Origin of the sequence: Sphingosinicella humi (assembly GCF_003129465.1) — a bacterium.
Classification (GTDB): domain Bacteria; phylum Pseudomonadota; class Alphaproteobacteria; order Sphingomonadales; family Sphingomonadaceae; genus Allosphingosinicella; species Allosphingosinicella humi.
In genome coordinates this window covers 929,523-951,812 of the sequence record NZ_QFFF01000001.1, presented here as the reverse complement: position 1 = coordinate 951,812, position 22,290 = coordinate 929,523, and the positions used below count along the sequence as shown (strand labels likewise).

Below are 22,290 nucleotides of genomic sequence, written 5' to 3'. Positions count from 1 at the left end.
TGAGCTCTCCTGATCCGGTTCGGAAGCTGCCTAGACCTGACCGGCCAAAGCGGCAACCGCCCAGACTATGCCGACCATGATCGGGACGCCGGCCAGATCAAGCAGCAGGCCCGCCTTCAGCATCCGCGGAAGCGCTATGTGGCCGGTCGCCCAGGCGATCGCGTTGGGGCCGGTGCCGGACGGCAGCATGAAGCCCCAGCTCGCCGCCATCGCTGCGGGAAGGGCGAGCAGGATCGGGTCGGCGCCGGTGGCAAGGACGAGGCTGCCGACGACGGGAATGATGCCGCTCGCGGTGGCGACGTTGGAGGCGAATTCGGTGACGAGGATCACCAGCGCCACCAGCACCAGCGCGACGATGATCGGCGGCACGGCGGAGAGCGGCTGGAGGGCCGTGCCGAGCCAGGCCGCGAGGCCGGATTCGGTGATGCCCGCCGCCAGCGCGAGGCCGCCGCCGAACATCATGATGACGCCCCAGGGCGCGCGGTTGGCCTCGTCCCAGTTGAGCAGGGCGCGGCCGGTGCCGTCCGGAATGACGAAGAGCAGCAGGGCGCCGAAGATTGCGACCGTGCCGTCGGTCAGCGCGTCGTCCGGCATCAGGGGCGAAAGGAACGGCACCAGTACCCAGGTGACCACCACCGCCACCACCAGCGGCACGAGACGCTTCTCGGCGGTCGACCAGGGGCAAGCCTCGCCGATGCCGGCGCGGGCCGCCTCGCCGTCGAAATCCTCCGGCCGGACGCGCTGGACCTTGAGCAGGATCAGCCAGCACAGCGGGATCGAGACGAGGACGAGCGGCAGGCCGTAGATCGCCCAGGTGAGGAAATCGATCTGGAGGCCGGTGGCGCGCTCGATGATGCCGGCGGCGATGGCGTTGGTGGGGGAGCCGACCAGCGTGCCAAGCCCGCCGATCGAGGCCGAAAAGGCGATGCCCATGGTGAGCGCGCCGGGAAAACCCTCGGTCTCGCCTGCCTTCACCCCCGCCGCGTGGAGCACGGCGACGCCGATCGGGATCATGATCAGTGTCGTCGCGGTGTTGGAGACGATGAAGCTCAAGATCGCCGTGGCCGACATGAAGGCGAGGAGGAGAGCCGCCGGCGTCGTCCCGCCCCGGCTGACGATGGCAAGCGCCAGGCGACGGTGAAGGCCGGTGCGCTCGATCGCCAGCGCGATGATCGCGCCGCCGAGGACGAGGAACAGGATCGGCGAATAGTAGGCCGCCGCCGCTTCATTCGCGCTCATCACGCCGAACATCGGGAAGGCGAGGAAGGGGAGGAGGGCGGTGGCGGTGAGCGGCAGCGCCTGCGTCATCCACCAGGTCGCCATCAGCACCACCAGCGCTGCCGCCCGCCAGGCCTCGACCGGCATGCCTTCGGGCGCCGGCATCAGCAGCATGGCGATGAAGGCCGCGAGCCCGCCCCAGAGGCCCGCCCGTCCCGCGCTCATGCAGGGAAGTTTCGCTGCATCACCGGCGCCAGCTGCGGCAGCGCCTCGGCGCTCAAGGCGATGGCGTGGAGCTTCGGGCAATTTGCCGCGAACCAGGCGCGCCGCGGCCGCCAGTGCGACATGATGGTGACATAGAGGTCGAGCGCCGAGGGCTCATAGCCCAAGGTCCATGGTCCGTCGCCCAGCTGCGCCTCGAACTGCCGCCAGAGCGACTGGCGGAAGGCGTCGACCCGCTCCGCCAATTGCTCGGCCGCATCCGGCGCCCAGCGCTCGGGATAATCGCGATAGGTGAAGGTGGGATAGACGGCCGAGACGAACCAGATCAGGCGATTGAGAAAGGCCGTGCGACCCGGATGATCGGTGGGCGGGGCGAGCTTCGCCTCGGGATGAAGCTCGGCCAGACGGAGGACGATGGCGGCGCTTTCGGTCAGCACCTCGCCGTTCGGCGCAACGAGTGTCGGCACACGCGCGAGGGGATTCACCGCGATCAGGCGCTCGCGCGAGGGTCCGGGCCTGTCGAACCCTTCCACTTCGTCGAACTCGAACGGCGTGCCGGTCCAGGCCAGCGCCCCCTCGGCCAGGGTCGAGCCCCAGCCGCGCACGCCGAAGAGCTTCCAGTTCGCCATCCTTCCCCCTTTCCGGTCCAGGACCAGTCCGCGCCGTGTTCAGCGTCGTTTCGCCTGCCTGGGCGAAGACGACAATGGAGGCAAGACACCCGATGCGGCGAGACCCATGGCGCGGCGGAAGTTAGGGCACCCCATGTGACTGGGTTCCGGACATGCCGCCGCGTGCCGCAAGCCGTCGCGCACGGCGCTGAGCCTCTCGATCCGACGGTCTAGCTCGTCGGCCTTGGCCGAAAGCTGGTCGCGATCGATGCGCGGCCGGCCATCTGGCAGCAGCATGGTGCCGATCTCCGTCAGGGAAAAGCCGGCAGCCTGGCCGAGGCTGACGAACGCCAGCCGCTCCAGCACGTTCGGTTCGAACAAGCGCCTGAGGCCGCGCCTTCCGATCGAGGCGATCAGCCCTTTCTCCTCATAGAAACGGAGCGTCGAGGCCGGGACTCCAGATCGTTTCGCCACTTCCGCGATATCGAGCAGCTGCATCTTGACCTCAAGTTCACTTGAACTGCTAGGTTGTAGCGAATCACTTGTGAAACGCAATCGAGGGAGCCGGCATGTCGGAGGAATTTATCCCCAACCAGGAACAGGCGCAGCGCTGGAACGAGGTCTCCGGCCCCACCTGGGTCGATCTTCGCGAGCTGCTCGACGGGTTGCTGGCGCCCTTCGCCACCTTGCTGATCGAGGCGGTCGCGCCCGCGGAGGGCGACCGCCTTCTCGACGCGGGGTGCGGCACCGGCGCGGTCACCCTGGCGGCGGCAAGGCGTGCCGGGCCGGGCGGTGGTTGCCTGGGCGTCGATATTTCGGCGCCGATGATCGAGGCGGCAAAGGCACGAGCCCGGGATGAAGGGGTCTCAGCGGCGGAGTTCATCAGCGCCGATGCGCAGAGCCATCCCTTCGGAGCGGGAAAGTTCGACGCGATCGTCTCGCGTTTCGGAGTCATGTTCTTCGAGAATCCCGTGGCGGCCTTCCGCAATCTCAGGACGGCTGCTCGCGCGGGCGGCAGGCTCGCCTTCATCGCCTGGCGAAGCGCGGACGAGAACGCGTTCATGACGACGGCCGAAAGAGCGGCGGCGTCGCTCCTGCCTGAATTGCCGGCACGGGACGAGCAGGCGCCCGGCCAGTTCGCCTTCGGAGACGGGGAGCGCGTGCGTTCGCTATTGGAAGCGAGCGGATGGGCCGACGTTTCGATCCGTCCGATCGACGTGGCCTGCGCCATGCCCCGGCGCGATTTCGGCACCTATGTGACTCGCATGGGACCCCTCGGCGCCGTATTCCCGACGCTTCCGCAGAATGTGCGGACCGAGTTCGCGCGGCGCCTGGAGGCAGCCTTCCAGCCCTATGTCCACGGAAAGGAGGTGCGCTTTACCGCGGCCTGCTGGGAAGTGACCGCCACCACATAACCGCTCAGCCGGGGAGGGCGATCAGTGAGATCTGACGGCCATAATCCGCTTCGCCCCGATGGGTGGCGCGGCGGTAGCTGAAGAACCTATCGGCGTCGGAATAGGTGTCCAGCCCCAGCGCCTCGATCTGGCGCAGGCCGGCGGCGGCGAGGCGGAAGACGACATAGGCTTCCAGGTCGAACTGGTGATGCCCGGCGCGGCCGCCGCTGAAGAAACGCTCATTCTCCGGATCGGCCTCGAGGAAGCCGCGGAAGAAGCCTTCGTCCACTTCATAGGACTTGCGGGCGATGGTTGGGCCCACCGCAGCGACGATGCGGCCGCGTTCGCCCCCCAGCCGCTCCATCGCGGCGACCGTCGCTTCGGCGACACCGCCGATGGCGCCTTTCCAGCCCGAATGGGCCGCGCCGATCACGCCAGCCTCCCGATCCGCGAACAGGATCGGGGTACAATCTGCCGTGAGGATGCCGAGGGCGAGCCCTGGCCGGTCCGTCACCATCGCGTCCGCCTGCGGCCGGGCGTCGTCCGGGAAGGGGTCGGTCACCGCGATCACCGTCGGCGAATGGACTTGGTGAACCGTCACGAGCCGGGCGCCGGGCGCGACCGCGTCGACGGCGAGGCGGCGGTTGGTCCGGATGGCATCGCGATCGTCGTCGGAGCCGAGGCCGACATTGAGTCCGGCGCAGATGCCGGTGGAAACCCCGCCCCGCCGGCCGAGGAAGCCGTGCGGCACGCCTTCGAGCAGGCGGGAACGGATCACCTCAACCGGCATGGGCCCTGCTTAGCGGCAGGCGCATCACATGGTCCACATCGGCGTGGCTGCCGACCATGAAGTGATAGTCGCCGACATATTCGAAGCCATAGCGGGCATAGAAACGGCGGGCGCGATGATTGTCGATGAAGACGGAAAGGTAGAGATCGTCGGCGCCCCGCGCCTTCGCTTCGCCGATTACCCAGGTCATCAGCTCTCGTGCGAGGCCGCTGCCGTGCCAGGGCGCGAGGACGTAGAATTGGCGAAGCTCGATCGAGGGCCCGCGCGGCTCGAAAGGCAAGGAAGGCGGGCCGAGCTTGGCATAGGCGATCGCCTCGTCCGCCGCTTCCACCAGACGAACGGCGAACGCGGGATCGGCCAGTTCCTGCCGCCAGCGTTCCTCGCTGTGGTTGGCGAGGAAGGCGGCGAGATCCTCGGGCTTGTAGAGATGGCCGAAGGTTTCGGTGAAGCTGCGGCGGCCGAGCGCTGCCACCGTCGCCGCATCCTCGGGTCCCGCCATCCGATGAGTGGGCGTCGTCATCAAAATCCCTCCGGCTCCGGCCAATCGCGCGATATCAAGGCCATCACCTTGAACAAACTGCCCATCTGGTCCGGCTGGGTCAGCCGGTCGCGGGCAGTGGCGATCTCGTCGCCCCGTTCCGGTGCCGCCTTTGTGAGCGATGCGGCGCGAACATGGATGCCCATCGTCTTCAGCCATTCGCCCTGCTCACGGGGCCCGCAGACCCGCACCCCTTCCCCGCGCGCCGCCTCGGCGAGCGCCTCGAAATCGACATGGGCGGTAAGGTCCCGCGCTCCCGGGGCTTCCCAGGGGTCGGCATAAGCGTGACGCTCCACCGCCTGGAGCGTGTCGCCGAGGCCCGTCCGCTCATGGCCATAGTCGACGATCAGCGCGGCGCCCCCCTGGTCCGCCAGGCGCCGCGCCAGCTCGCGGACGATGGCGACGGAGGCGGGCGACGTTTCGAGGATGCTTCCGGGCGAAGCATTTCGGAGCCGCTCGGGGACGGCCGCGTCAGGCCGCTGCGATCCGGCCACCGGCGCGAACCGGTCGCCATCGAGCGCGACCATCCGCTCGCGCCAGCCCCGCTCGGTCGCCACCAGCTGGTGAACCGGCAGTGCGTCGAAAAACTCGTTGGCGACGATCAGCAGCGGCACATTTTCCGGCAGAGAGGCGACATCGCCATGCCAGCGCGCCGCCGGCACGCGGTCCGCCTGCGCCTCGCGGAGCGCCGGACTGGTCTCGACCAGTTCCGCCGGCGGCTCCAGCCCCGCCGATCGCATCGCCCTCAGCGCATCGGCTGCAAGCGTGCCGCGGCCCGGCCCCAATTCGACATAATGCGCCGTTGCCGGGCGTCCGGCGCGCATCCACAGGTCGGCCAGCCAGAGGCCGATCAGTTCCCCGAACATCTGGCTGATTTCGGGCGCGGTCGTGAAGTCGCCGGCCGCACCGAGCGGATCGCGGCTCCCATAATAATGCGCGTTCGCCTCGGCCATATATTGAGCGACGGAGATGGGGCCGCTCGCGGCGATCAGGCGGGCGAGGCGGTTTGTAATGTCCTTCACGTCAGACATCGTTCGTCCCGAGCGAAATCGAGGGGCGCTGGCACTGAGTCATCACACCCGCCCCTCGACTACGCTCGGGACGAACGAATCCTGCGATTCAACATCAAGCCACACTCTCGCTTCCGGCGATCGGCTCCACGCGCTGGCGGCGACCCTTGGCCGTGGCGATCAGGTAAATTCCGCCCACAATCATCGGCACGGTCAAGGTCTGGCCCATGGTGAGGCCCCAGGAGAGATTTTCCAGCCCCGCATCGGGCTGCCGAACCAGCTCGACGAGGAAGCGGCTGATGCCGTAGCCGAGGATGAAGGTGCCGACGAGCTTGCCCGGCTGGTAGCGCGCGTCGGTCTTCCAGAAGAGGAACCACAGGACGAGGCCGAGCAGAATTCCTTCGAGGCCCGCTTCGTAGAGTTGGCTCGGATGGCGCGCGACCTCGCCGCCCGACGGAAAGACCATGGCCCAGGGCAGGTCCGTCGGCCGCCCCCAAAGCTCGCCGTTCACGAAATTGGCGAGGCGGCCGAAGAACAGGCCGAAGGGGACGCAGCAGGCGACATAATCGTGGATGCGGAGCCAATCGAGGCCGTGCTTCCGCGCCATCCAGAGAATGCCGAGGCTGACGCCGATGACGCCGCCGTGAAAGGACATGCCGCCATCCCACAGCTGCACGATCTCGGCCGGATTGGCGAAGTAGAATTCGGGCCGGTAGAAAAGGACGTAGCCGAGCCGGCCGCCGATCAGGATGCCCAAGGTCGCGTAGAACACCATGTCGTCGGCATGGCGCCGCGCCATCGGCGCGCCCGGCTTCTCGATCAGCTTCAGCAAATACCACCAGCCGAGGACGATGCCGGCGAGATAGGCCAGCGAATACCAGCGCAGCTGGAAAAAGCCGAGATCGAGCGCGACCGGATCGAGGCCCAGGCTGTCCCAACGCAAGGCGGCCGTAGCGTCAGCGGCGAGGGCGGCGATTTCCGGCTGTATCAAGGCTTTTCCCTTCGAATTTCCGCCCTCATAGTAGGCCGAAAAGAAAACCGGAAGTGCAGGAGAGTCTGGGTGCCGAGTGAACTCGATCGCAAGTTCGATGCGGTGATGGGCGTGGTGACGGGCCCCGAGGGCCGGATCCGCGTCGGCCATGATGCCGAGGGGCTGGCGGTGGTGACCAACCTGCCGGCCACCCTGCCCGGCCTGTTCGACGCCTTTTGCGCCCTCCATGCGGAGACGGTCGCGGTCATCGCCGGCGACGAGCGGCTGACCTTCGCCCAGCTGAACGCGGAGGCGACGCGCCTCGCCCACGCGCTGGCGAGCGGCTTCGGCATCCACAAGGGCGACCGGGTGGCGATCGCGATGCGCAACGCTCCAGGCTGGATCGTCAGCTACATGGCGGTGCTGAAGGCAGGCGCGGTGGCGGTGCTGATCAATGGCTGGTGGCAGGCCGATGAGCTGCGTCATGCGCTGGAGCTGACCGAGCCGAAGCTGGTCATCGCCGATGCCCCCCGCGCTCAACGAATAGAGGCGGCGGGTCTCGACCCGCAGACGGTGACGTTGCCGATTGAACGGCCGCTGCGCGAGGCGTTGGCCCCTATCCTCGACGAGGGCAATGGCGACGGCGCGCTTCCGCAGGTGAAGCCGGAGGACGATGCGACAATCCTCTTCACCTCCGGCTCGACCGGAAAGGCCAAGGGCGCGGTGTCGACGCATCGGGCGGTGACGACCGGCACCTATGCCTATGCGATCGGGCTCGCGACGCTCCTCGGCATCCTCGAAAGCGAGGGCCGCCCGCCGGCCAATCCGCCGCGTACCATGGTCGCCGTGCCTTTGTTCCACGTCACCGGCGAGGTACCGGTGATGCTGAACAGCTTCGTTGTAGGCCGGGGCATGGTGCTGCTTTACCGATGGGACGCGGGCGAGGCGCTGCGGCTCATCGAGAAGGAGACGGTCACCTATTTCGTCGGCGTGCCGACGATGAGCCTCGAGCTGATGGAGCATCCGGACCGCGATAGATACGACCTCTCGTCGCTCACCGACATCGCCGCCGGCGGCGCCGCGAGGCCGGTCAGCCATGTAAAGCGGCTCCAGAACGCCTTCGAGGGCGCGCAGCCGGCGCTCGGCTACGGCCTCACAGAGACGAACGCCGTCGGCTGCAGCAACTTCTGGTCCAACTATGCCGACAAGCCCGCCTCGACCGGACGGGCGCAGGCGCCGCTGGTCGAGGTGGCCATCCTCGGCGAGGGCGACAGCCACCTGCCGCCCGGCGAGCGCGGCGAGATCGCCATCCGCTCGGCCGCCAACATCAGCTGCTATTGGCGCGACCCCGAGGCGACGAAGGCGCTCTTCACCGCCGACGGCTATGTCCGCAGCGGCGATATCGGCTATCTCGACGAGGAGGGCTATCTCTTCATCGTCGATCGCAAGAAGGACATCATCATCCGCGGTGGCGAGAATATCAGCTGCAACGAGGTGGAAGCGGCGCTCTATGCGCATCCGGCCGTGTCCGAGGCCTGCGTCTTCGGCGTCGCCTGCGAACGGCTGGGCGAAGTGCCCGCCGCCGCCATCTACAGCGAGAACGACCGCGCGCTCGACAAGCCGGCGCTCCTCGCCTTCCTCGAAGGCCGCCTCGCCCAGTTCAAGCACCCCGCCCATGTCTGGGTCCATGACGAGCCCCTGCCGAAGCTCGGCACCGGCAAGATCGACAAGGTGAAGCTGAGGGAGCGGTACCGGGACGCATTGGAACCGTCCGCATAGAGGCGCGGCGGCACGGTGCATCCGTCATCCCGGCGAAAGCCGGGACCCAAGAACGCAGGCCTCGGAAGTAGGATGATGAACGCGTCGCCCTCCCCTTCATACCGCGGTGTTCTTGGGTCCCGGCTTTCGCCGGGATGACGTTAAGCGGGCTCTAGCCGCCTTGCCTCGGCCCGATTATCAGGCACCTGATGGCCACGAGCGCTAAAGATACGGGCGTCACCCGGCGCAATTTGCTGATCGGCGGCGGCGCCGGTGTCGGGCTGCTCGTCGCCTGGAGCCTGTGGCCGCGAGTCTATCCGCCGAACCTGCGGGCCGCCGAGGGCGAGACTTTGTTCAACGCCTTCCTCAAGATCGCCACCGACGGCCGCGTCATCGTCGCGGTGCCGCAGTCGGAGCTGGGCCAGGGTGTCTACACTAGCTTGCCCCAAATCCTGGCCGACGAGCTCGGCGCCGACTGGCGCAACGTCGCGGTGGAGCCGGCACCGATCGGGCCGCTCTATGCCAACACCTTCCTGGCGGGCGACGCGCCGGAGGATACCATCCCATCCGCCTGGCGTAGCGTCGCCCATTGGGCCACCGGCGAGCATGACGGCCGCGCCGCCCTGATGCTGACCGGCGGTTCCACCTCCGTCCGCGCCTTCGAAGCGCCGCTGAGGGAGGCGGGCGCCGCCGCGCGGGCGCTGCTCAGCATGGCAGCGGCCGAGCGTTGGGACGCGGATTGGGAGACGCTGGACGCACAGGACGGGTTCGTCGTCAACGGCCCGCAACGGATCGGCTTCGGTGAGCTGGCGGAAGCGGCAGCAGGGATGGAGCTGCCGGACCATCCGCCTGTCCGCGGCGGAACTCAGAACCGACTTGCCGGTCAGCCGCTGCCGCGCCTCGACCTCCCGTCTAAGGTCGACGGCTCGGCGCGCTTCGCCGCCGACGTGCGCCTGTCCGACATGGTCTATGCCTCGGTGCGGCGGGGGCCTTATGGCGGCGGACCGCTGATCAGGATCGACGTCGACGCGGCCGAGGCGGTGCCGGGTGTCATCGCGCTGTTCGAGAACCCCTGGTGGGTCGGCGCGGTGGCCAGCAACTGGTGGGCCGCCAACCGCGCCGTCGAGGCGATGAAACCCGCCTTTGGAGCCCCTGAAAGCCCAACCAGCGGCGAGAGCATCGATGCGGCGCTGACGACGGCGCTGGAGACGGGCGAGGGGAAGCGTGTTTTCGGACGCGGTGACATGGCGGCGGCCTATGCGGCCGGGCCGATCTACCGCGCCCGCTATTCGGCTGGCGTCGCGCCGAACGCGCCGCTGGAAACGTTGAGCGCCACGGCGCGCATCACCGGCGACCGGCTTGAGGTCTGGGCGCCCGTTCAGGCACCGGCCCTTGCCCGCGCGGCGGCGGCACGAGCGGCGGGACTGCCGGAGGCTCACGTGACGATCTATCCGATGCTCGTCGGCGGCGGCTACGGCCGCAAGCTCGAGACGGCGGCGATCGAGCAGGCGGTGATGATGACGGCGAAGGTGAAGCGGCCGGTCCAGCTGACCTGGTCGCGCATCGAGGAGACGATGCAGGACGGCTTCCGGCCGCCCGCATTGGCAACGGTGAGCGCCACGCTCGGCGAGGGCGGCCGCGTCACCGGTTGGCAGACCCGCATCGCCGCGCCCGGCACCGTGTCACAGGTAACCGCGCGCTTGGCTGGAAAAGGCGGTGCAGAGGGCGAGGCCGACCGGGCCATGGCCGACGGGGCGGTGCCGCCCTATGACATTCCCGCCGTCGCGATCGATCTGCTGCCGGCCGATATCGGCCTTCGCACCGGCCTCACTCGTGGGGCGGCGCACGGCTACACCGCCTTCTTCACCGAGAGCTTCATCGACGAGCTGTCACGGCAGGCAGGAGTCGAGCCGCTCTCCTTCCGCATGCAGATGCTGGGCGGCAACACGCGCCTCGCCCAATGCCTTTCCACCGCAGCGGCGCTCGGCGGCTGGGACGGCGGCGGTGCGGGCAGCCGCCTGGGCCTCGCCGCGCACAGTGCCTTCGGTTCCCACATCGCGCTCCTCGTCGAGGCGGAGTTCGACGCGCTGCGCCGCATTCGCGTCAGCCGCGCCGTTGCTGCCGTCGATTGCGGCCGCGTCGTCAATCCCACCATCCTCGCCCAGCTGATCGAGGGCGGCATCCTCCACGGCATCGCGGTCGCGACCGGTCGGGCCATCGAATTCGAAGGGGGGCTGCCGGCGGCTCGGGGCCCCAGCGACCTCGCGCTGCCCCGCCTTGCCGACTCGCCGGAAGTGACGGTGGAGATCATCGCCAGCCAGGAGCCTCCCGGCGGAGCCACCGAACTCGGTGTGCCGCCCGTCGCGCCCGCCATAGCCAATGCCCTGTTCGCGTCGACCGGCCGGCGGCTTCGCTCGCTGCCCTTGGGGGCTCGGCCATGATCGGCGTCCTTCTCATCAACCTTGGCACACCTGAGGCGCCGGAGCCGGCGGCGGTGCGCACCTATCTCGGGGAGTTCCTGTCCGATCCCCGCGTCATCGAGATTCCCAAATGGGCCTGGCAGCCGATCCTGCGCGGCGTGATCCTGCCGACGCGGCCGAGGAAATCGGCCGAAGCCTATCGTCAGGTCTGGAGCGAAGAGGGCTCGCCACTTGCCGCCATCACCGCACGCCAGGCCAAGGCGCTGCAGGCGGCGCTTCCCGACGTTCGGGTCGATCATGCGATGCGCTACGGCCGGCCCGCCATCGCCGATCGGATCGAGGCGCTGAAACGAGAAGGGTGCGAGCGCATTCTGCTGGCGCCGCTCTATCCGCAATATTGCGCCGCGACGACGGCAACGGCCAACGACAAGGCTTTCGCCAAGCTGGCGACGATGCGCTGGCAGCCGGCGATCCGGACGCTGCCGCCTTATTATGACGACCCCGCCTATATCGGGGCCCTGAAGGAGAGCGTGGAGGCGAGCCTCGCCCGGCTCGGCTTCGAGCCGCAGGCGCTCGTCGTCAGCTTCCACGGCATGCCGGAACGGACGCGGACGCTGGGAGACCCCTATTACGACCATTGCCTCGCCACGGCGCGTTTGCTGAGCCAAGCGCTGGGGCGCGAGCTTGTCGTCACCTTCCAGTCCCGCTTCGGCCGCGCCCAATGGCTGGAGCCGGCGACGGACGTCACCCTCGCCGCTCTTCCCGCGAAGGGTGTGAAGCGCGTTGCCATCGTCGCGCCGGGCTTTTCGGCCGACTGCGTCGAGACGCTGGAAGAGCTCGACATCCGCGGCCGCGAAACCTTCCTCGAAAGCGGCGGCACCGATTTCGCCTATCTCCCCTGCCTCAACGACAGCGAGGCCGGGATGGCGATGCTGCGCACCCTGATCGCGCGGGAACTTGCCGGATGGACGGAGGCTAAATAAGCCGGAGAGATAAAAAAACGGGAGAGGACCATATGGCACGAGTCGCTATCGTCACGGGGGGAACGCGCGGGATCGGCGAGGCGATAAGCCTGGCGCTCAGGGATGCGGGAATGAACGTCGCCGCCAACTATGCCGGCAATGACGAGAAGGCGAAGGCCTTCACCGACCGCACCGGCATCAGGGCCTATAAGTGGGACGTCTCCGATTTCGACGCCTGCCTTTCAGGGGTCCGGCAGGTCGAGAGCGAGCTTGGCCCCGTCGACGTGCTCGTCAACAATGCCGGCATCACCCGCGACGGCACCATGAAGCGGATGACCCGGCAGATGTGGGACGAAGTCATCGACGTAAATCTGGGCGGCTGCTTCAACATGGCCAAGGCGGTGTTCCAGGGCATGAGCGAGCGCCAATATGGCCGTATCGTCAACATCGGCTCGATCAACGGCCAGGCGGGGCAGTACGGCCAGGTCAATTATGCCGCCGCCAAGTCGGGCATCCACGGCTTCACCAAGGCGCTGGCCCAGGAGGGCGCCCGCGCCGGCGTCACCGTCAACGCCATCGCCCCCGGCTATATCGACACCGAGATGGTGGCGGCGGTGCCCGATGACGTGCTCGGCAAGATCGTCGCCCGCATTCCCGTCGGCCGGCTCGGCAAGGCCGAGGAGATCGCCCGCGGCGTGGCTTTCCTCTGCGCCGAGGATGCGGGCTTCATCACCGGCTCGACGCTGTCGATAAACGGCGGCCAGCACATGTATTGATGGCGGAGGTCTATGCCGGCCCGGTCAAGCGATCGATGATGATCGCAGGCCACGCGACCTCGATCAGCCTGGAGCCGATCTTCTGGGATGCGCTGCGGCAGGCGGCGGAGGCGGAGGGCCTGCCCCTCAACGCCCTCGTCGCCCTCATCGATGCCGAGCGGATCCAGGCGGACGCCCCGCCGAACCTCGCGAGCGCGATCCGGGTGTGGCTGTTCGCGCGAGAGCGAGATGGCTGAAGGAGCCCCTCTCCCTTGAGGGGAGAGGGTTGCGAAGACTTGGCAGCTTGCTGCCTAGTCGCAGCTGGGTGAGGGTGACAGAGGCGGAGAATAATCTCGACCGGTGTCACCCTCACCAACTTCGCCTAGGCTCCTTCGTCGCCAAGGCTCCGTATCCTCTCCCCTCCAAGGGAGAGGGTTATCTGCCCAGCAAAACCCGCGCCTGCGTGGCGATCTGGGCCAGCATCGGCGCCGTAGTGACGGGAGCCGTCCGCGCCCGGTCGACGACACGGCGGAACTGGGCGATGCGGGCGTCCTGCGCCTCCACCCATTTGTCCACCGCCGCCTTGGGATCGCCGTCGTGCCGCTTCTCGAGGAATTCGAGCCTCAGCTGCTCGAAGTCGCGCGCGAGGCCGGCGGTGAGCAGGCGCTCCCACTGGTCGGTCGCCTCGAAGCGATTGGCCTGGCTCTGCGCCCAGTCGAGCCCCAGGGCCTCGCCAAGCTTCGTATAGGCATTGGTGAGCTGGATCTCATCGCTGCCGAGCCGCCTGGCGAGCGCGGCGAGGCCGATGCCGCCGTTCAGCTCGAACAGCCGGACGACCTGGTGGACGATGGCCTCGGGCGCGCCTAGCTCGATCAAGCGAGCGCGCTGGGTCGAGGCCTGGCTCCGCGCCTCGTCCCGCAGCAGGTCGTCGACATGGGCATTGAGCTTCTCCAGCCCCGGGCCCATCGACTCGACCATCTCCTTCAGCATCATCGTCGGCGGCGTCACGCGCAGCAGGTCGGCAATGTGGAGCTGAAGGCCCTTGGAAGCCTGGTCGAACAGCTCGAGGCGGACGTCCTCGGGCGCGTCAATCGTATCGAGGTCGTGCCATAGCGCCTGCATGCCGAACAGCCGTTCGGTCGCAACGAAGCCGGCCGCCGCCTGGCCGAAGGAGGCCCCTTCCTCCTCGGTCAGCGAGAAAGGCGCGGTGATGCCGAGGCGGTTGACGAAGCGGTTGGCGATCTTGGTGGCGATGATCTCCTTGCGGAGGCGGTGCGCCCTGATTGCGTCGCCGTGCAGCTCCTGCATTCGCCGCGGAAAGGCGTTGCAGAGCTCCGGCGTCAAGGTCGCGTCGTCGGTCAGCTTGCCGCTCTCGATCGCCGACTGCAGCGCCATCTTGGACGTCGACAACAGCACGGCGAGCTCGGGCCGGGTGAGGCCGCGCTGCTCCTGCGCCCGCCGCATCAGCTCCTCATTGCTGCCGAGGCCCTCGACGGCGCGGTTGAGGACGCCCTGTTCCTCGAGGATTTCGATCGCCCGGACGAGCGGCGGAATAGCGCTGGCGCCGCCCCGTTCGGCGATGGAGATGGCGAGCGTCTGGAGCCGGTTATCCTCGAGGACGATCTCGACGACATCCTCCTCCATTTCGGCGAGCAGCTTGTTGCGGTCCTCGAAGGTGAGGCGGCCCTCCTGCATCTCCCGGTTCAGCGGGATCTTGATGTTGACTTCCTGGTCGGAGGAGTCGACGCCGGCCGAATTGTCGATGAAGTCGGTGTTGATGCGTCCGCCGGCGAGCGCGAATTCGATGCGGCCGGCCTGGGTGACGCCGAGGTTCGCGCCCTCGCCGACCACCTTGGCGCGAATGTCGGCGCCGTTGACCCGGAGCGCGTCGTTGCTGGGATCGCCGACCTCCGCGTTGGTCTCGCTCCTGGCCTTGATATAGGTGCCGATGCCGCCGAACCAGATGAGGTCGATGGGCGCCTTCAATATGGCCTTGATGAGCCCCGCCGGGTCGATGGTTTCCGCTTCGATGCCCAGCGCCTCACGGATTTCCGCGGTGAGCGGGATCGACTTTTGCGAGCGCGGGAAGACGCCGCCGCCCTTGGAGATCAGGCTCTTGTCATAATCGTCCCAGCTGGAGCGCGGCAGGTGGAACAGGCGGTTGCGCTCCTCCCAGCTCTTCGCCGGATCGGGTTCGGGGTCGATGAAGATGTGGCGGTGGTCGTAGGCGGCGACCAGCTTGATCGCCTTCGACAGCAGCATGCCGTTGCCGAACACGTCCCCCGACATGTCGCCGCAGCCGACGACGCGCACCGGCTCCGACTGCACGTCGACGCCCATTTCGCGGAAGTGGCGCTGGACCGAGACCCAGCCGCCGCGGGCGGTGATGCCCATTTCCTTATGGTCGTAGCCCTGGCTGCCGCCGGAGGCGAAGGCGTCGCCCAGCCAGAAATTGCGCTGGAGGGCGATTTCGTTGGCGACGTCCGAGAAAGCCGCGGTGCCCTTGTCGGCGGCGACGACGAAATAGGGGTCATCATCGTCGCGGATCGTGACGTTGGTCGGATGGACGATCTCGCCCTCGATGATGTTGTCGGTCACCGACAGCAACGCGCGGATGAAGATGCGGTAGCTCTCCGTGCCTTCCTTGAGCCAGGTCTCGCGATCTCCGGGCGGCGGCAGCTGCTTGGCGTAGAAGCCGCCCTTGGCGCCGGTCGGGACGATGACCGCGTTCTTCACCACCTGCGCCTTCAAGAGGCCCAATATCTCGGTGCGGAAGTCGTCGCGCCGGTCGGACCAGCGCAGGCCGCCGCGCGCGACCGCGCCGCCGCGCAGGTGAATGCCCTCGATGCGAGGCGAATAGACCCAGATCTCCCGCCACGGCAGCGGCGCCGGCAAGCCCGGCACCTGCGCGCTGTCGAGCTTGAAGGCGAGCGCCTCGCGGCCAGACTCGGCATAGGCGTTGGTCCTGAGCGTCGCGTTCACGACGCCCCGGAACAGCCGCAGGATGCGGTCCTCGTCGATCCCCGCCACGCCGGCGAGCCCTTCGGTGATCGTCTCGTCGGCCTTGGCGGCGAGCGCTTTCCGGGCGCCGTCCTGCGCCGGATCGTGCTGAGCGTCGAAAAGGGCGATGAGACCGCGCGCGACCGTCGGCGCCCGGCGAAGCGCCTCGACCACGGTCAACAGGCTGTAGGTGAGCCCGGTCTGGCGCAGATAGCGGAACCAGGCGCGGAACAGCACCACGTCCCGAGCCTTGAGGCCGGCGCCGACCAGAAGCTGGTTGAAGGCGTCATTCTCCGCCTTGTTCTCCAGCACGGCAGCGATGGCGCGCTCGATCGGTCCGGCCCGCTTCATCACCTCTTCGGCGTCTATCCCGGTGGGCATCTCGAGGACGAAATCGTGGATGTAGCCGAGCTTGCCCTCGTCGAGCGGCGTCGGCAGCTCCTCGAGAACGCGAAAGCCGAAATTCTCCATCACCGGCACGGCTTCGGAAAGCGGGATCACGTCCGCAAGGCGGTAGGTCTTGAGCCGCAGCCGACCCGGTGCGTCGTCTTCCTTGCGGTAGAGGCGGGCGTCGCGCGCGGCGGCGCCGTCCAGTTCGCACACGCGCAGCACGTCCTGCGCCGCCTCGTTCGCGCCGGTGCGGGTGCGATAAGGCTCGGGGAAGTCGTCGAGAATGCTGAGCGCCAGCCGCGTGGCCCGGGCCGGACCCACGAGCGTGCCAAGCGCTTCCTCGACGCTCGGCTCCCAGCCGCGGACCATGGCATCGAGCCGCTCGTCGAGCGCCGCGACGTCGGGCAGCGGGGTCGCGGCATCGACGTCGAGCGTGTAGCGGACGAGCGCGAGATCGCCGTCGCCCAGCTCCACGGACCAGCTGTAGATGCGGCCCTTGGACGCCTCTTCTATCATCCGCCCGATCTTGGTGCGGTTCCGGGTCGAAAGCTCTTCGCGCGGGAGCCAGACGAAGGCGAACAGATGGCCCTTGAGGATGCTGTGGACGAGCAGCAGCGTCGGCCGCGGCCGGTCGGCCAGCGACATCGCCGTCATCACCAGCTCCTTCACCGACGCCTTGTCGACGTTGATGAGGAGATCGCGCGGCAGCGACGAGAAGGCGTGACGGAGCGCCTTGCCGCTATGGCCCTTGGGATCGAAGTCGAACTCCTGCTCAAGCTCCTTGAGCACCCGGCGGAGGAGGGGCACGTCGTCCGTCGGCGCGGCGAGCGCCTGGCTGGTCCAGAGGCCGACATGGACGCCGATGCCCGTCACCTGGCCGCCTTCGCGCACCGGCACGACGACCAGGTCGAGCGGAACGCGGCGGTGAACCGTCGAAAGCCGCTCCGCCTTGGCGACCAGCGGCGCCGAGCCGCCTTGCGCGAAATAGTTGATCGCGCCCTCGGAGCCGCCCCTGTCGGTGGGCTGGCCGGGGATGCGGAAGAGGCCGAGCGCCTCCGACGGCTCCTCGCCGGGCCGCTCGATATGATAGCCGAGCAGCGTCATCGCCCCGTCGGCGAACCAGTGGAGGAGCGCCGTGCCTTCCGGATCGTCGAGGGCATCGGCATCGGCGCGCATCTTGGCCTGGAGCGCCGTCCAGTCGCCGACCGCGGCCCGCACGTCGGCCAGCACCCGGTGCAGCTCGGCGACCAGCCGCTGGCGGCCGCGCGCATCGGTGCGGTCGATCTCCAGATACATGATCGACTCGCGCTTCTCGTCCTCGTCGCAGAGCGGGGCGACGCTGACGAGGCAGCCCTTGGCGTCGCGCTCGACGCAGACCACGGGGTGAAGCAGGCGGTGGACGATCAGCCCCTTGGAAGCGATCGCGCCGGCGATGGAATCGACCAGAAACGGCATGTCGTCGTTGACGACGCACAGCCGCATCCGGCGCTGGCCGACCTGGCCGCCGACCGACTCCAGCCGAACCAGCGCGATGCCGGGGGGGCGCTGACGGGCGCAGGCCGCGACGAAGGCCGCCGCCTGCCTGGCGTCCTCCTCGCTGAAGCCTTCGGTTTCGTCGGGAAGCGCGCCGTCGAGCAGCGCGTGAGCGATGGCGTTCAGATAGGGCAGGTCAGCGGCCTTTTCCGCCACCATGCTGTCGGCGTTCATAACTGTCGGCTCCCACGCGGACGGCAGGACATCGCCGTCGGCTTAGTCGCGGGCTATATGCGCCTGGAAGATTCGGGGAGCAAGGCTCCTCCGGTCACGCCGCGCTTTTGCGGATCGCGCGCTCGACAAGGCTCTTGTCGCCCTCGACCGGGGCGACGACGGCGAGGCGGCCGTCCGCCTCGCGCCGGGCGATCAGCAGAACGAATTCCTCGCTCCCCTCGGTGCCGGGAATGAAGGCGACGGGGCGGGCCCTACGCAGCGTTTCGCGCGCCTCCGCCGACTTGTCGGGCTTGGATTCCGGCCGCCGCGCCTGGCGCTCGGCCTGGACCACGGCCTTGAGACCGCCGGAAAAGCTTTCGATGAAGGTCGTGAAGCCCCCTGTCGCCACGGCCTCGCGGCGAGCATGGGACAAAGCGGCGGCATATTCGGTGAGGCGTGCCTTGTCATAGGCGACGCCGAAGACGAGCTTCACGACCGGGGTCATGGGGGCGCGCGCCTGGGCCTTGAGGCCGGCATCGGCCAGCAGCTCGGCATAGTCTTCCGGCTCCGCTTCGGCGGCCAGCGCGAAGTCGTAAGCGTAGCCCAGCGCCCGATAGAGGGCGGAGCGGCTGCGGGCGTCGGCGTTTTTCACCGCTTCGGCGGTCTCCCGCGCCGCGCAGAGGCGGTCGGCGAGGCCAGCGTCGGGGCCGAGGGGAAGATCGAGGGCATGCTGGTCCTCGTCGATCTCGTCTCCGACCTCGGTGGACGGGCCGTCGGCAAAGCCTTCCAGCGGCGCTGCGCTGGGGCCGTCGGCCCAGATCGGGCTGGCATCGGCCGACAGCCCCGAAGCCGCGGCGCGATAGGCCTGCTCGGCGATGCCGTTAGCGGTGTTCTGGTCGGCCACTTCCTTCCAGTTGATGACGCCATAGATGTAATCGATCGTATCGCCGTCGGACGACAACGGCATCAATATGCCGCGATAGAGGGTGTTGACCCCGCGCTGCCCGACGAATTCCGCCTCGAAGCCGATCGGCGCGCGATTGGCGATGATCTGGAGATAATGATCGGTCAGCCGCGACAGCAGCGAGCGGGGCGGCACATCGGCGATGGTGCGGACCGGTGCGGTGAGGTCGCATTCCTCGCGCAGCGCGCGGCCGATGAACGGCACGGCCGGATTCTCGCTGCCGCCGGTGAAGTCGAGCAGCACGCTGTGCGGCCCGAAATCGTCGAGATTGTGGGGCTCGACGTCGCGGATGGAGGGATAGGGACGCCCCGCCAGCAGCGACACCCAATAATTATAGGCGCGGACATGCATGCGGCGCTCGTCGACGCCGATCTCGGGGGGTGCCTCCATCGCCGGCTCTTCCTCGCCGGCAATGTCGGCGCTGTCCTCGACGGCCCGGAAATTGTCCATGCGCGCTGCCCTTCGCGGCCTTTGACCAGAGGGTGGAATCCTGCACCCGCCATGGTTGCGAAAGCGTTAAGCCTGTTTGGCAATCCCCGCCCTTATGGCCGCTTGTCTTTGCCGAAACCCGCTGATACAGGCCGCCCCTTGACCGGATAAGCCGCTTTAGCTCAGCTGGTAGAGCACATCATTCGTAATGATGGGGTCGTGGGTTCGAGTCCCCCAAGCGGCACCACCTTCAGACATCGGCGGAAAACTGCTAGTTCCCGGCCTCCCCATAGAGGACTCTCGAGAACTGGCGCCTCAGGAGCGATGCTGCGGCTACCGCTAGACGTCCGCTATGCGCCCAACTCGAACACTGCGGGAGTCACCGACATAGGTGAGCCCGCCGATCAGGCCGCCCTCGGCGTCACCTATGGCTTCAGTTGATACATAAGCGGCTCGCGGCGCTGAGGGATCGTCGGCCAACGCCTCCACCCTCTGGTACCGATGGCCGAGTTTCTCCTCCACGACATTCTCGCTGGCCAGTAGGCTTAACTCGGCACGTTGAAAGCCTGAGCTGAGCAGTTTCGTCGATCGCCACCTGGAAGTCCTGCGCTCGTGGAATATCCCGACCGCTTCGCGAACGGCGCTGGCATCCCCCTCAACCGGCATGTTCTTCGCCTCCAAGTTCCGGCGACGGTCGTCCGGCATTGGACCCTCCCGCCGAGCCCGCATCCATTTCGGCGACGGCGAGGAGCGAATGCGCGTAGGTGCCGCCCGCGCGCATCTCAGCCGCCACCCAGATCGCCTCCATCAGTTCCTCGTCGGATGCGCCGGCGCGAAGCGCCGCCTTAGTGTGGCCCTTGATGCAGTAAGGACATTGGGTGACGTGAGCGACGGCGACCGCGATGATCTGCTTGGTCTTCGCGGCCAGCGCGCCTTCGACGAAGACCTGCCGACTGAAGGTCTGGAAGGCCGCCGCGGTTTCAGGCGCCAGTGCATTACGCGCGTGGGCGAGCTCCTTCGTGACGGGTGGAAATAGTTGCGGCATGGCGATCTCCTTGGGTTCACGCGGGTGATCGGCCGAGGAGGACCTGCCTCAGCGCGACGGCGTCGTTATGCGCCTCGTCGCGCGCCGAATAGACGAGCGTGAGCGGATCTTTCCGGGCGAGGCGACGCAACTCTGCGAGCTGTTCGCGGTGCTTGCGGACCTCCAAGGCGTAGCGCCTTTGAAACTCGGGCCAGCGCTCGGCATCGTGGCCGAACCATTCCCGCAGATCCGTGCTGGGCGCGATGTCCTTCATCCACCGATCTATGGCGGCATCGGCCTTGCTGATCCCGCGCGGCCATAGGCGATCGACCAATATGCGCCGTCCGTCGCTTGTCGCCGGCGGCTCGTAGGCGCGCTTCAACCGGATATTAGCCGCTTTTATGCCGTTCCCCATGCTTCAGGCCGTCACCGGCTTGCGAACGTCCGGACAACTCGCAGCGGCGGCCGCGCCTGCGGCGATACGCCTTTCGAATTCGACCTCCGCATGAAGACCGTCCAAATCCCGGTGAATCAGCGCGGCCGCCAACTTGCGGCCGTCGCGGCGATAGGTGATCGAGCAGTCTCGATCATCGATGCGGCCGTCTATCTCGGCCTCGTCCCAGCCTTCCGCATGCCCGACATAGGCGATGCCGAGATCATATTGTTCGGTCCAGAAGAACGGCACCGCGTCGAACGGTTCGCGGCGGCCAAGGATATTGCGGGCGGCAGTCTGGCCCTGCTGCTCCGCCACGACGAAATGCTCGACGCGGATGAACTCGCCGGTGAGCGGGTCAGGCCAGCGCGCGATGTCGCCGGCGGCGAAGATGCCGGCGGCGCTCGTTTCGAGACATTCGTCGACGAGGACGCCGCCGTCGACCGCCAAGCCTGCCTGCTCCGCCAGCTCAGTGGACGGCCGCACGCCGATGCCGATTACAACCAGATCCGCGTCGATCGTCTCGCCATTGTCGAGCGTCACGCTGTGTTCGCCGATCGAGGCCGCCGTCGCACCGAGGTGGAAGGTCACGCCATGTTCCTCGTGCATTGCGCGAAGGAAGGTGCCGACCTGTGCCCCGAGAATCTTTTCCATCGGGACCGCCTCAAGCCCGACGACATCGACTTCGATGCTGCGTGCGCGCAGCGACGACGCGACCTCGAGGCCAATGAAGCTTGCGCCGATCACCACCGCATGCTTCGCCGACTGGGCGGCGGCGGCGAGCGCACGGCTGTCGGCAAGCGTTCGCAGGTAGCGGACGTGCGGCTGATGGGAGCCGGGAATGTCGAGCCGCACCGGTTCGGCGCCGGTGGCGAGCAGGAGAGCGCCAAAGCTGTGGTGACTGCCGTCCACCAACTCGACCCGCCGGCGCTCGACATTGATCGCAGCCACGCGCGCGTTCAGGCGCACGTCTATGCTGTTCTCCTGGTAGAATTCAGCCGGCCGGAGCAGGTTCGACTCCTCCGATGCGGCTCCGGCCAGATACCCTTTCGACAGGTTGGGCCGGTCGCATGGCAGCGACCCATCAGCGCTCAGCATCGTCACCGGCCCCGAATATCCCTCATTGCGGAGCGTCGCGGCCGCGGCACATCCGGCGGCGCCGCCGCCAACGATCACCACCGAGAGGGGCGCACCAGCATCGGCTCGAGGCGGCCGTGCCGCCCTCTCCAGCCTTTCGCGAACTCGAACGACGCCGCCGGCCTCTTCGACGCGGAAACATGGCAGCGGGTCCAACGCGGGCGCGCGCAGCACTTCGCCGGTGCGCAGGCTGAAGCAGGCGTGATGCCAGGGGCAGCGGACGGTCTCGCTGACCAACAGCCCATCGCCGAGTGGAGCGCCATAATGCGGACAGGACGCGCCCACGGCGAACAGTTCATCGCCGCGCCCGACCAGCAGCAGCGGTTCGTCGCCTACGTGCCCGAGCAGCATTGTTCCGTCCGTGATCGTCGCGCGCGGTACACCTTGTGTGAAATCCGGCCCTTCGAATTCTGTACATTTTTCGGTCATTCGATCGTCCTCGTGGAGGGTGTCGGCAGTGACCTTCGTCCGGCAGGCCGACTTTCCTGGTCCGCAGCTCCGCCCTCGTGCGAGCAGTCCGGGATGGGCTCGGTATGGGCCTGCCTCAGTCCGCGGCGACCGGCATCCTGCGGTAAGGCTGCG

General features: G+C 67.8%; 19 protein-coding genes and 1 tRNA gene. 7 read left to right on the top strand and 13 right to left on the bottom strand.

Annotated features, from left to right (window positions below; translation table 11 throughout):
• Nucleotides 1-30: 30 nt before the first annotated feature.
• The 3 genes from DF286_RS04710 to DF286_RS04700 are packed head-to-tail and all read right to left on the bottom strand — an operon-like array spanning nt 31 to nt 2,546.
• The gene (locus DF286_RS04710) at nt 31-1,443 is read right to left on the bottom strand and encodes an SLC13 family permease (RefSeq protein WP_109270383.1); all 1,413 of its coding nucleotides are present in this window, start codon (nt 1,441-1,443) and stop codon (nt 31-33) included.
• Nucleotides 1,440-2,069, bottom strand: coding sequence for a glutathione S-transferase family protein (locus DF286_RS04705; RefSeq protein WP_109270382.1), 630 nt, complete (start codon nt 2,067-2,069; stop codon nt 1,440-1,442). The genes DF286_RS04710 and DF286_RS04705 overlap by 4 nt, the downstream gene beginning before the upstream one ends.
• Nucleotides 2,070-2,108: 39 nt before the next feature.
• Complete coding sequence (locus DF286_RS04700) at nt 2,109-2,546, bottom strand: helix-turn-helix domain-containing protein (protein WP_109270381.1); 438 nt, start codon at nt 2,544-2,546, stop codon at nt 2,109-2,111.
• Between the two features lie 71 nt (nt 2,547-2,617).
• Here DF286_RS04700 and DF286_RS04695 point away from each other — a divergent pair, with 71 nt between their 5' ends.
• Nucleotides 2,618-3,463, top strand: a complete 846-nt coding sequence (locus DF286_RS04695) for a class I SAM-dependent methyltransferase (RefSeq protein WP_109270380.1) — start codon at nt 2,618-2,620, stop codon at nt 3,461-3,463.
• A 4-nt stretch (nt 3,464-3,467) separates the two neighbouring features.
• On the opposite strand, the gene pgeF is transcribed toward DF286_RS04695, so the two are convergent.
• The 4 genes from pgeF to lgt all read right to left on the bottom strand — a co-directional run bounded on the left by pgeF (nt 3,468) and on the right by lgt (nt 6,771).
• Nucleotides 3,468-4,232 (bottom strand): peptidoglycan editing factor PgeF, encoded by a 765-nt coding sequence (gene pgeF / locus DF286_RS04690; protein ID WP_109270379.1) that lies wholly within the window; start codon nt 4,230-4,232, stop codon nt 3,468-3,470.
• Nucleotides 4,222-4,752, bottom strand: a complete 531-nt coding sequence (locus DF286_RS04685) for a GNAT family N-acetyltransferase (protein WP_170303935.1) — start codon at nt 4,750-4,752, stop codon at nt 4,222-4,224. The genes pgeF and DF286_RS04685 overlap by 11 nt, the downstream gene beginning before the upstream one ends.
• Nucleotides 4,752-5,801: a class I SAM-dependent methyltransferase gene (locus DF286_RS04680; RefSeq protein ID WP_243444719.1), complete on the bottom strand. Its 1,050-nt coding sequence runs from the start codon at nt 5,799-5,801 to the stop codon at nt 4,752-4,754. The genes DF286_RS04685 and DF286_RS04680 overlap by 1 nt, the downstream gene beginning before the upstream one ends.
• Nucleotides 5,802-5,895: 94 nt before the next feature.
• Nucleotides 5,896-6,771: a prolipoprotein diacylglyceryl transferase gene (gene lgt / locus DF286_RS04675; protein WP_341533229.1), complete on the bottom strand. Its 876-nt coding sequence runs from the start codon at nt 6,769-6,771 to the stop codon at nt 5,896-5,898.
• Between the two features lie 69 nt (nt 6,772-6,840).
• Between lgt and DF286_RS04670 the strand changes: the two genes are divergently transcribed.
• The 5 genes from DF286_RS04670 (at nt 6,841) to DF286_RS04650 (ending at nt 12,902) form a co-directional block, all read left to right on the top strand.
• Nucleotides 6,841-8,529: a class I adenylate-forming enzyme family protein gene (locus DF286_RS04670; protein ID WP_243444718.1), complete on the top strand. Its 1,689-nt coding sequence runs from the start codon at nt 6,841-6,843 to the stop codon at nt 8,527-8,529.
• A 188-nt stretch (nt 8,530-8,717) separates the two neighbouring features.
• Complete coding sequence (locus tag DF286_RS04665) at nt 8,718-10,949, top strand: xanthine dehydrogenase family protein molybdopterin-binding subunit (protein WP_109270376.1); 2,232 nt, start codon at nt 8,718-8,720, stop codon at nt 10,947-10,949.
• Nucleotides 10,946-11,911, top strand: a complete 966-nt coding sequence (hemH, locus tag DF286_RS04660) for a ferrochelatase (RefSeq protein WP_109270375.1) — start codon at nt 10,946-10,948, stop codon at nt 11,909-11,911. Before DF286_RS04665 ends, hemH begins: the two co-directional genes overlap by 4 nt.
• Before the next feature lie 32 nt (nt 11,912-11,943).
• Nucleotides 11,944-12,666, top strand: a complete 723-nt coding sequence (phbB, locus tag DF286_RS04655; RefSeq protein WP_109270374.1) for an acetoacetyl-CoA reductase — start codon at nt 11,944-11,946, stop codon at nt 12,664-12,666.
• A complete protein-coding gene (locus DF286_RS04650; protein ID WP_109270373.1) occupies nt 12,666-12,902 on the top strand; it encodes a ribbon-helix-helix domain-containing protein in 237 nt (78 codons plus the stop codon). Before phbB ends, DF286_RS04650 begins: the two co-directional genes overlap by 1 nt.
• A 178-nt stretch (nt 12,903-13,080) precedes the next feature.
• Here DF286_RS04650 and DF286_RS04645 read toward each other — a convergent pair whose 3' ends face one another.
• The gene (locus tag DF286_RS04645; RefSeq protein ID WP_243444717.1) at nt 13,081-17,742 is read right to left on the bottom strand and encodes an NAD-glutamate dehydrogenase; all 4,662 of its coding nucleotides are present in this window, start codon (nt 17,740-17,742) and stop codon (nt 13,081-13,083) included.
• Nucleotides 17,743-17,836: 94 nt separating this feature from the next.
• Nucleotides 17,837-19,135 carry a PAS domain-containing protein gene (locus tag DF286_RS04640; RefSeq protein ID WP_109270372.1) on the bottom strand — a complete coding sequence of 433 codons (1,299 nt, stop codon included), beginning with the start codon at nt 19,133-19,135 and terminating at the stop codon, nt 17,837-17,839.
• Nucleotides 19,136-19,285: 150 nt separating this feature from the next.
• On the opposite strand from DF286_RS04640, the gene DF286_RS04635 reads away from it, so the two are divergent.
• A tRNA-Thr gene (locus tag DF286_RS04635) sits at nt 19,286-19,361 on the top strand.
• Nucleotides 19,362-19,453: 92 nt separating this feature from the next.
• On the opposite strand, the gene DF286_RS04630 is transcribed toward DF286_RS04635, so the two are convergent.
• The 4 genes from DF286_RS04630 to DF286_RS04615 are packed head-to-tail and all read right to left on the bottom strand — an operon-like array spanning nt 19,454 to nt 22,137.
• Nucleotides 19,454-19,819 (bottom strand): hypothetical protein, encoded by a 366-nt coding sequence (locus DF286_RS04630; protein WP_146193564.1) that lies wholly within the window; start codon nt 19,817-19,819, stop codon nt 19,454-19,456.
• Nucleotides 19,770-20,159: a carboxymuconolactone decarboxylase family protein gene (locus DF286_RS04625; protein ID WP_109270370.1), complete on the bottom strand. Its 390-nt coding sequence runs from the start codon at nt 20,157-20,159 to the stop codon at nt 19,770-19,772. The genes DF286_RS04630 and DF286_RS04625 overlap by 50 nt, the downstream gene beginning before the upstream one ends.
• Nucleotides 20,160-20,175: 16 nt before the next feature.
• A complete protein-coding gene (locus tag DF286_RS04620) occupies nt 20,176-20,520 on the bottom strand; it encodes a DUF488 domain-containing protein (RefSeq protein ID WP_243444716.1) in 345 nt (114 codons plus the stop codon).
• A 36-nt stretch (nt 20,521-20,556) separates the two neighbouring features.
• Nucleotides 20,557-22,137, bottom strand: coding sequence for an FAD-dependent oxidoreductase (locus DF286_RS04615; protein WP_109270368.1), 1,581 nt, complete (start codon nt 22,135-22,137; stop codon nt 20,557-20,559).
• Nucleotides 22,138-22,290 lie beyond the last annotated feature (153 nt).

Excerpts from the sequence above, each read along its gene's own strand:
- DF286_RS04705 (WP_109270382.1), bottom strand. The coding sequence starts at position 2,069 with ATGGCGAACTGGAAGCTCTTCGGCGTGCGCGGCTGGGGCTCGACCCTG.
- DF286_RS04665 (WP_109270376.1), top strand. The coding sequence starts at position 8,718 with ATGGCCACGAGCGCTAAAGATACGGGCGTCACCCGGCGCAATTTGCTG.
- DF286_RS04625 (WP_109270370.1), bottom strand. The coding sequence starts at position 20,159 with ATGCCGCAACTATTTCCACCCGTCACGAAGGAGCTCGCCCACGCGCGT.
- DF286_RS04700 (WP_109270381.1), bottom strand. The coding sequence starts at position 2,546 with ATGCAGCTGCTCGATATCGCGGAAGTGGCGAAACGATCTGGAGTCCCG.
- DF286_RS04695 (WP_109270380.1), top strand. The coding sequence starts at position 2,618 with ATGTCGGAGGAATTTATCCCCAACCAGGAACAGGCGCAGCGCTGGAAC.
- pgeF (WP_109270379.1), bottom strand. The coding sequence starts at position 4,232 with ATGCCGGTTGAGGTGATCCGTTCCCGCCTGCTCGAAGGCGTGCCGCAC.
- DF286_RS04650 (WP_109270373.1), top strand. The coding sequence starts at position 12,666 with ATGGCGGAGGTCTATGCCGGCCCGGTCAAGCGATCGATGATGATCGCA.
- phbB (WP_109270374.1), top strand. The coding sequence starts at position 11,944 with ATGGCACGAGTCGCTATCGTCACGGGGGGAACGCGCGGGATCGGCGAG.
- DF286_RS04710 (WP_109270383.1), bottom strand. The coding sequence starts at position 1,443 with ATGAGCGCGGGACGGGCGGGCCTCTGGGGCGGGCTCGCGGCCTTCATC.
- DF286_RS04615 (WP_109270368.1), bottom strand. The coding sequence starts at position 22,137 with ATGACCGAAAAATGTACAGAATTCGAAGGGCCGGATTTCACACAAGGT.
- DF286_RS04630 (WP_146193564.1), bottom strand. The coding sequence starts at position 19,819 with ATGCCGGACGACCGTCGCCGGAACTTGGAGGCGAAGAACATGCCGGTT.
- DF286_RS04680 (WP_243444719.1), bottom strand. The coding sequence starts at position 5,801 with ATGTCTGACGTGAAGGACATTACAAACCGCCTCGCCCGCCTGATCGCC.
- DF286_RS04685 (WP_170303935.1), bottom strand. The coding sequence starts at position 4,752 with ATGACGACGCCCACTCATCGGATGGCGGGACCCGAGGATGCGGCGACG.
- hemH (WP_109270375.1), top strand. The coding sequence starts at position 10,946 with ATGATCGGCGTCCTTCTCATCAACCTTGGCACACCTGAGGCGCCGGAG.
- DF286_RS04645 (WP_243444717.1), bottom strand. The coding sequence starts at position 17,742 with ATGAACGCCGACAGCATGGTGGCGGAAAAGGCCGCTGACCTGCCCTAT.
- DF286_RS04640 (WP_109270372.1), bottom strand. The coding sequence starts at position 19,135 with ATGGACAATTTCCGGGCCGTCGAGGACAGCGCCGACATTGCCGGCGAG.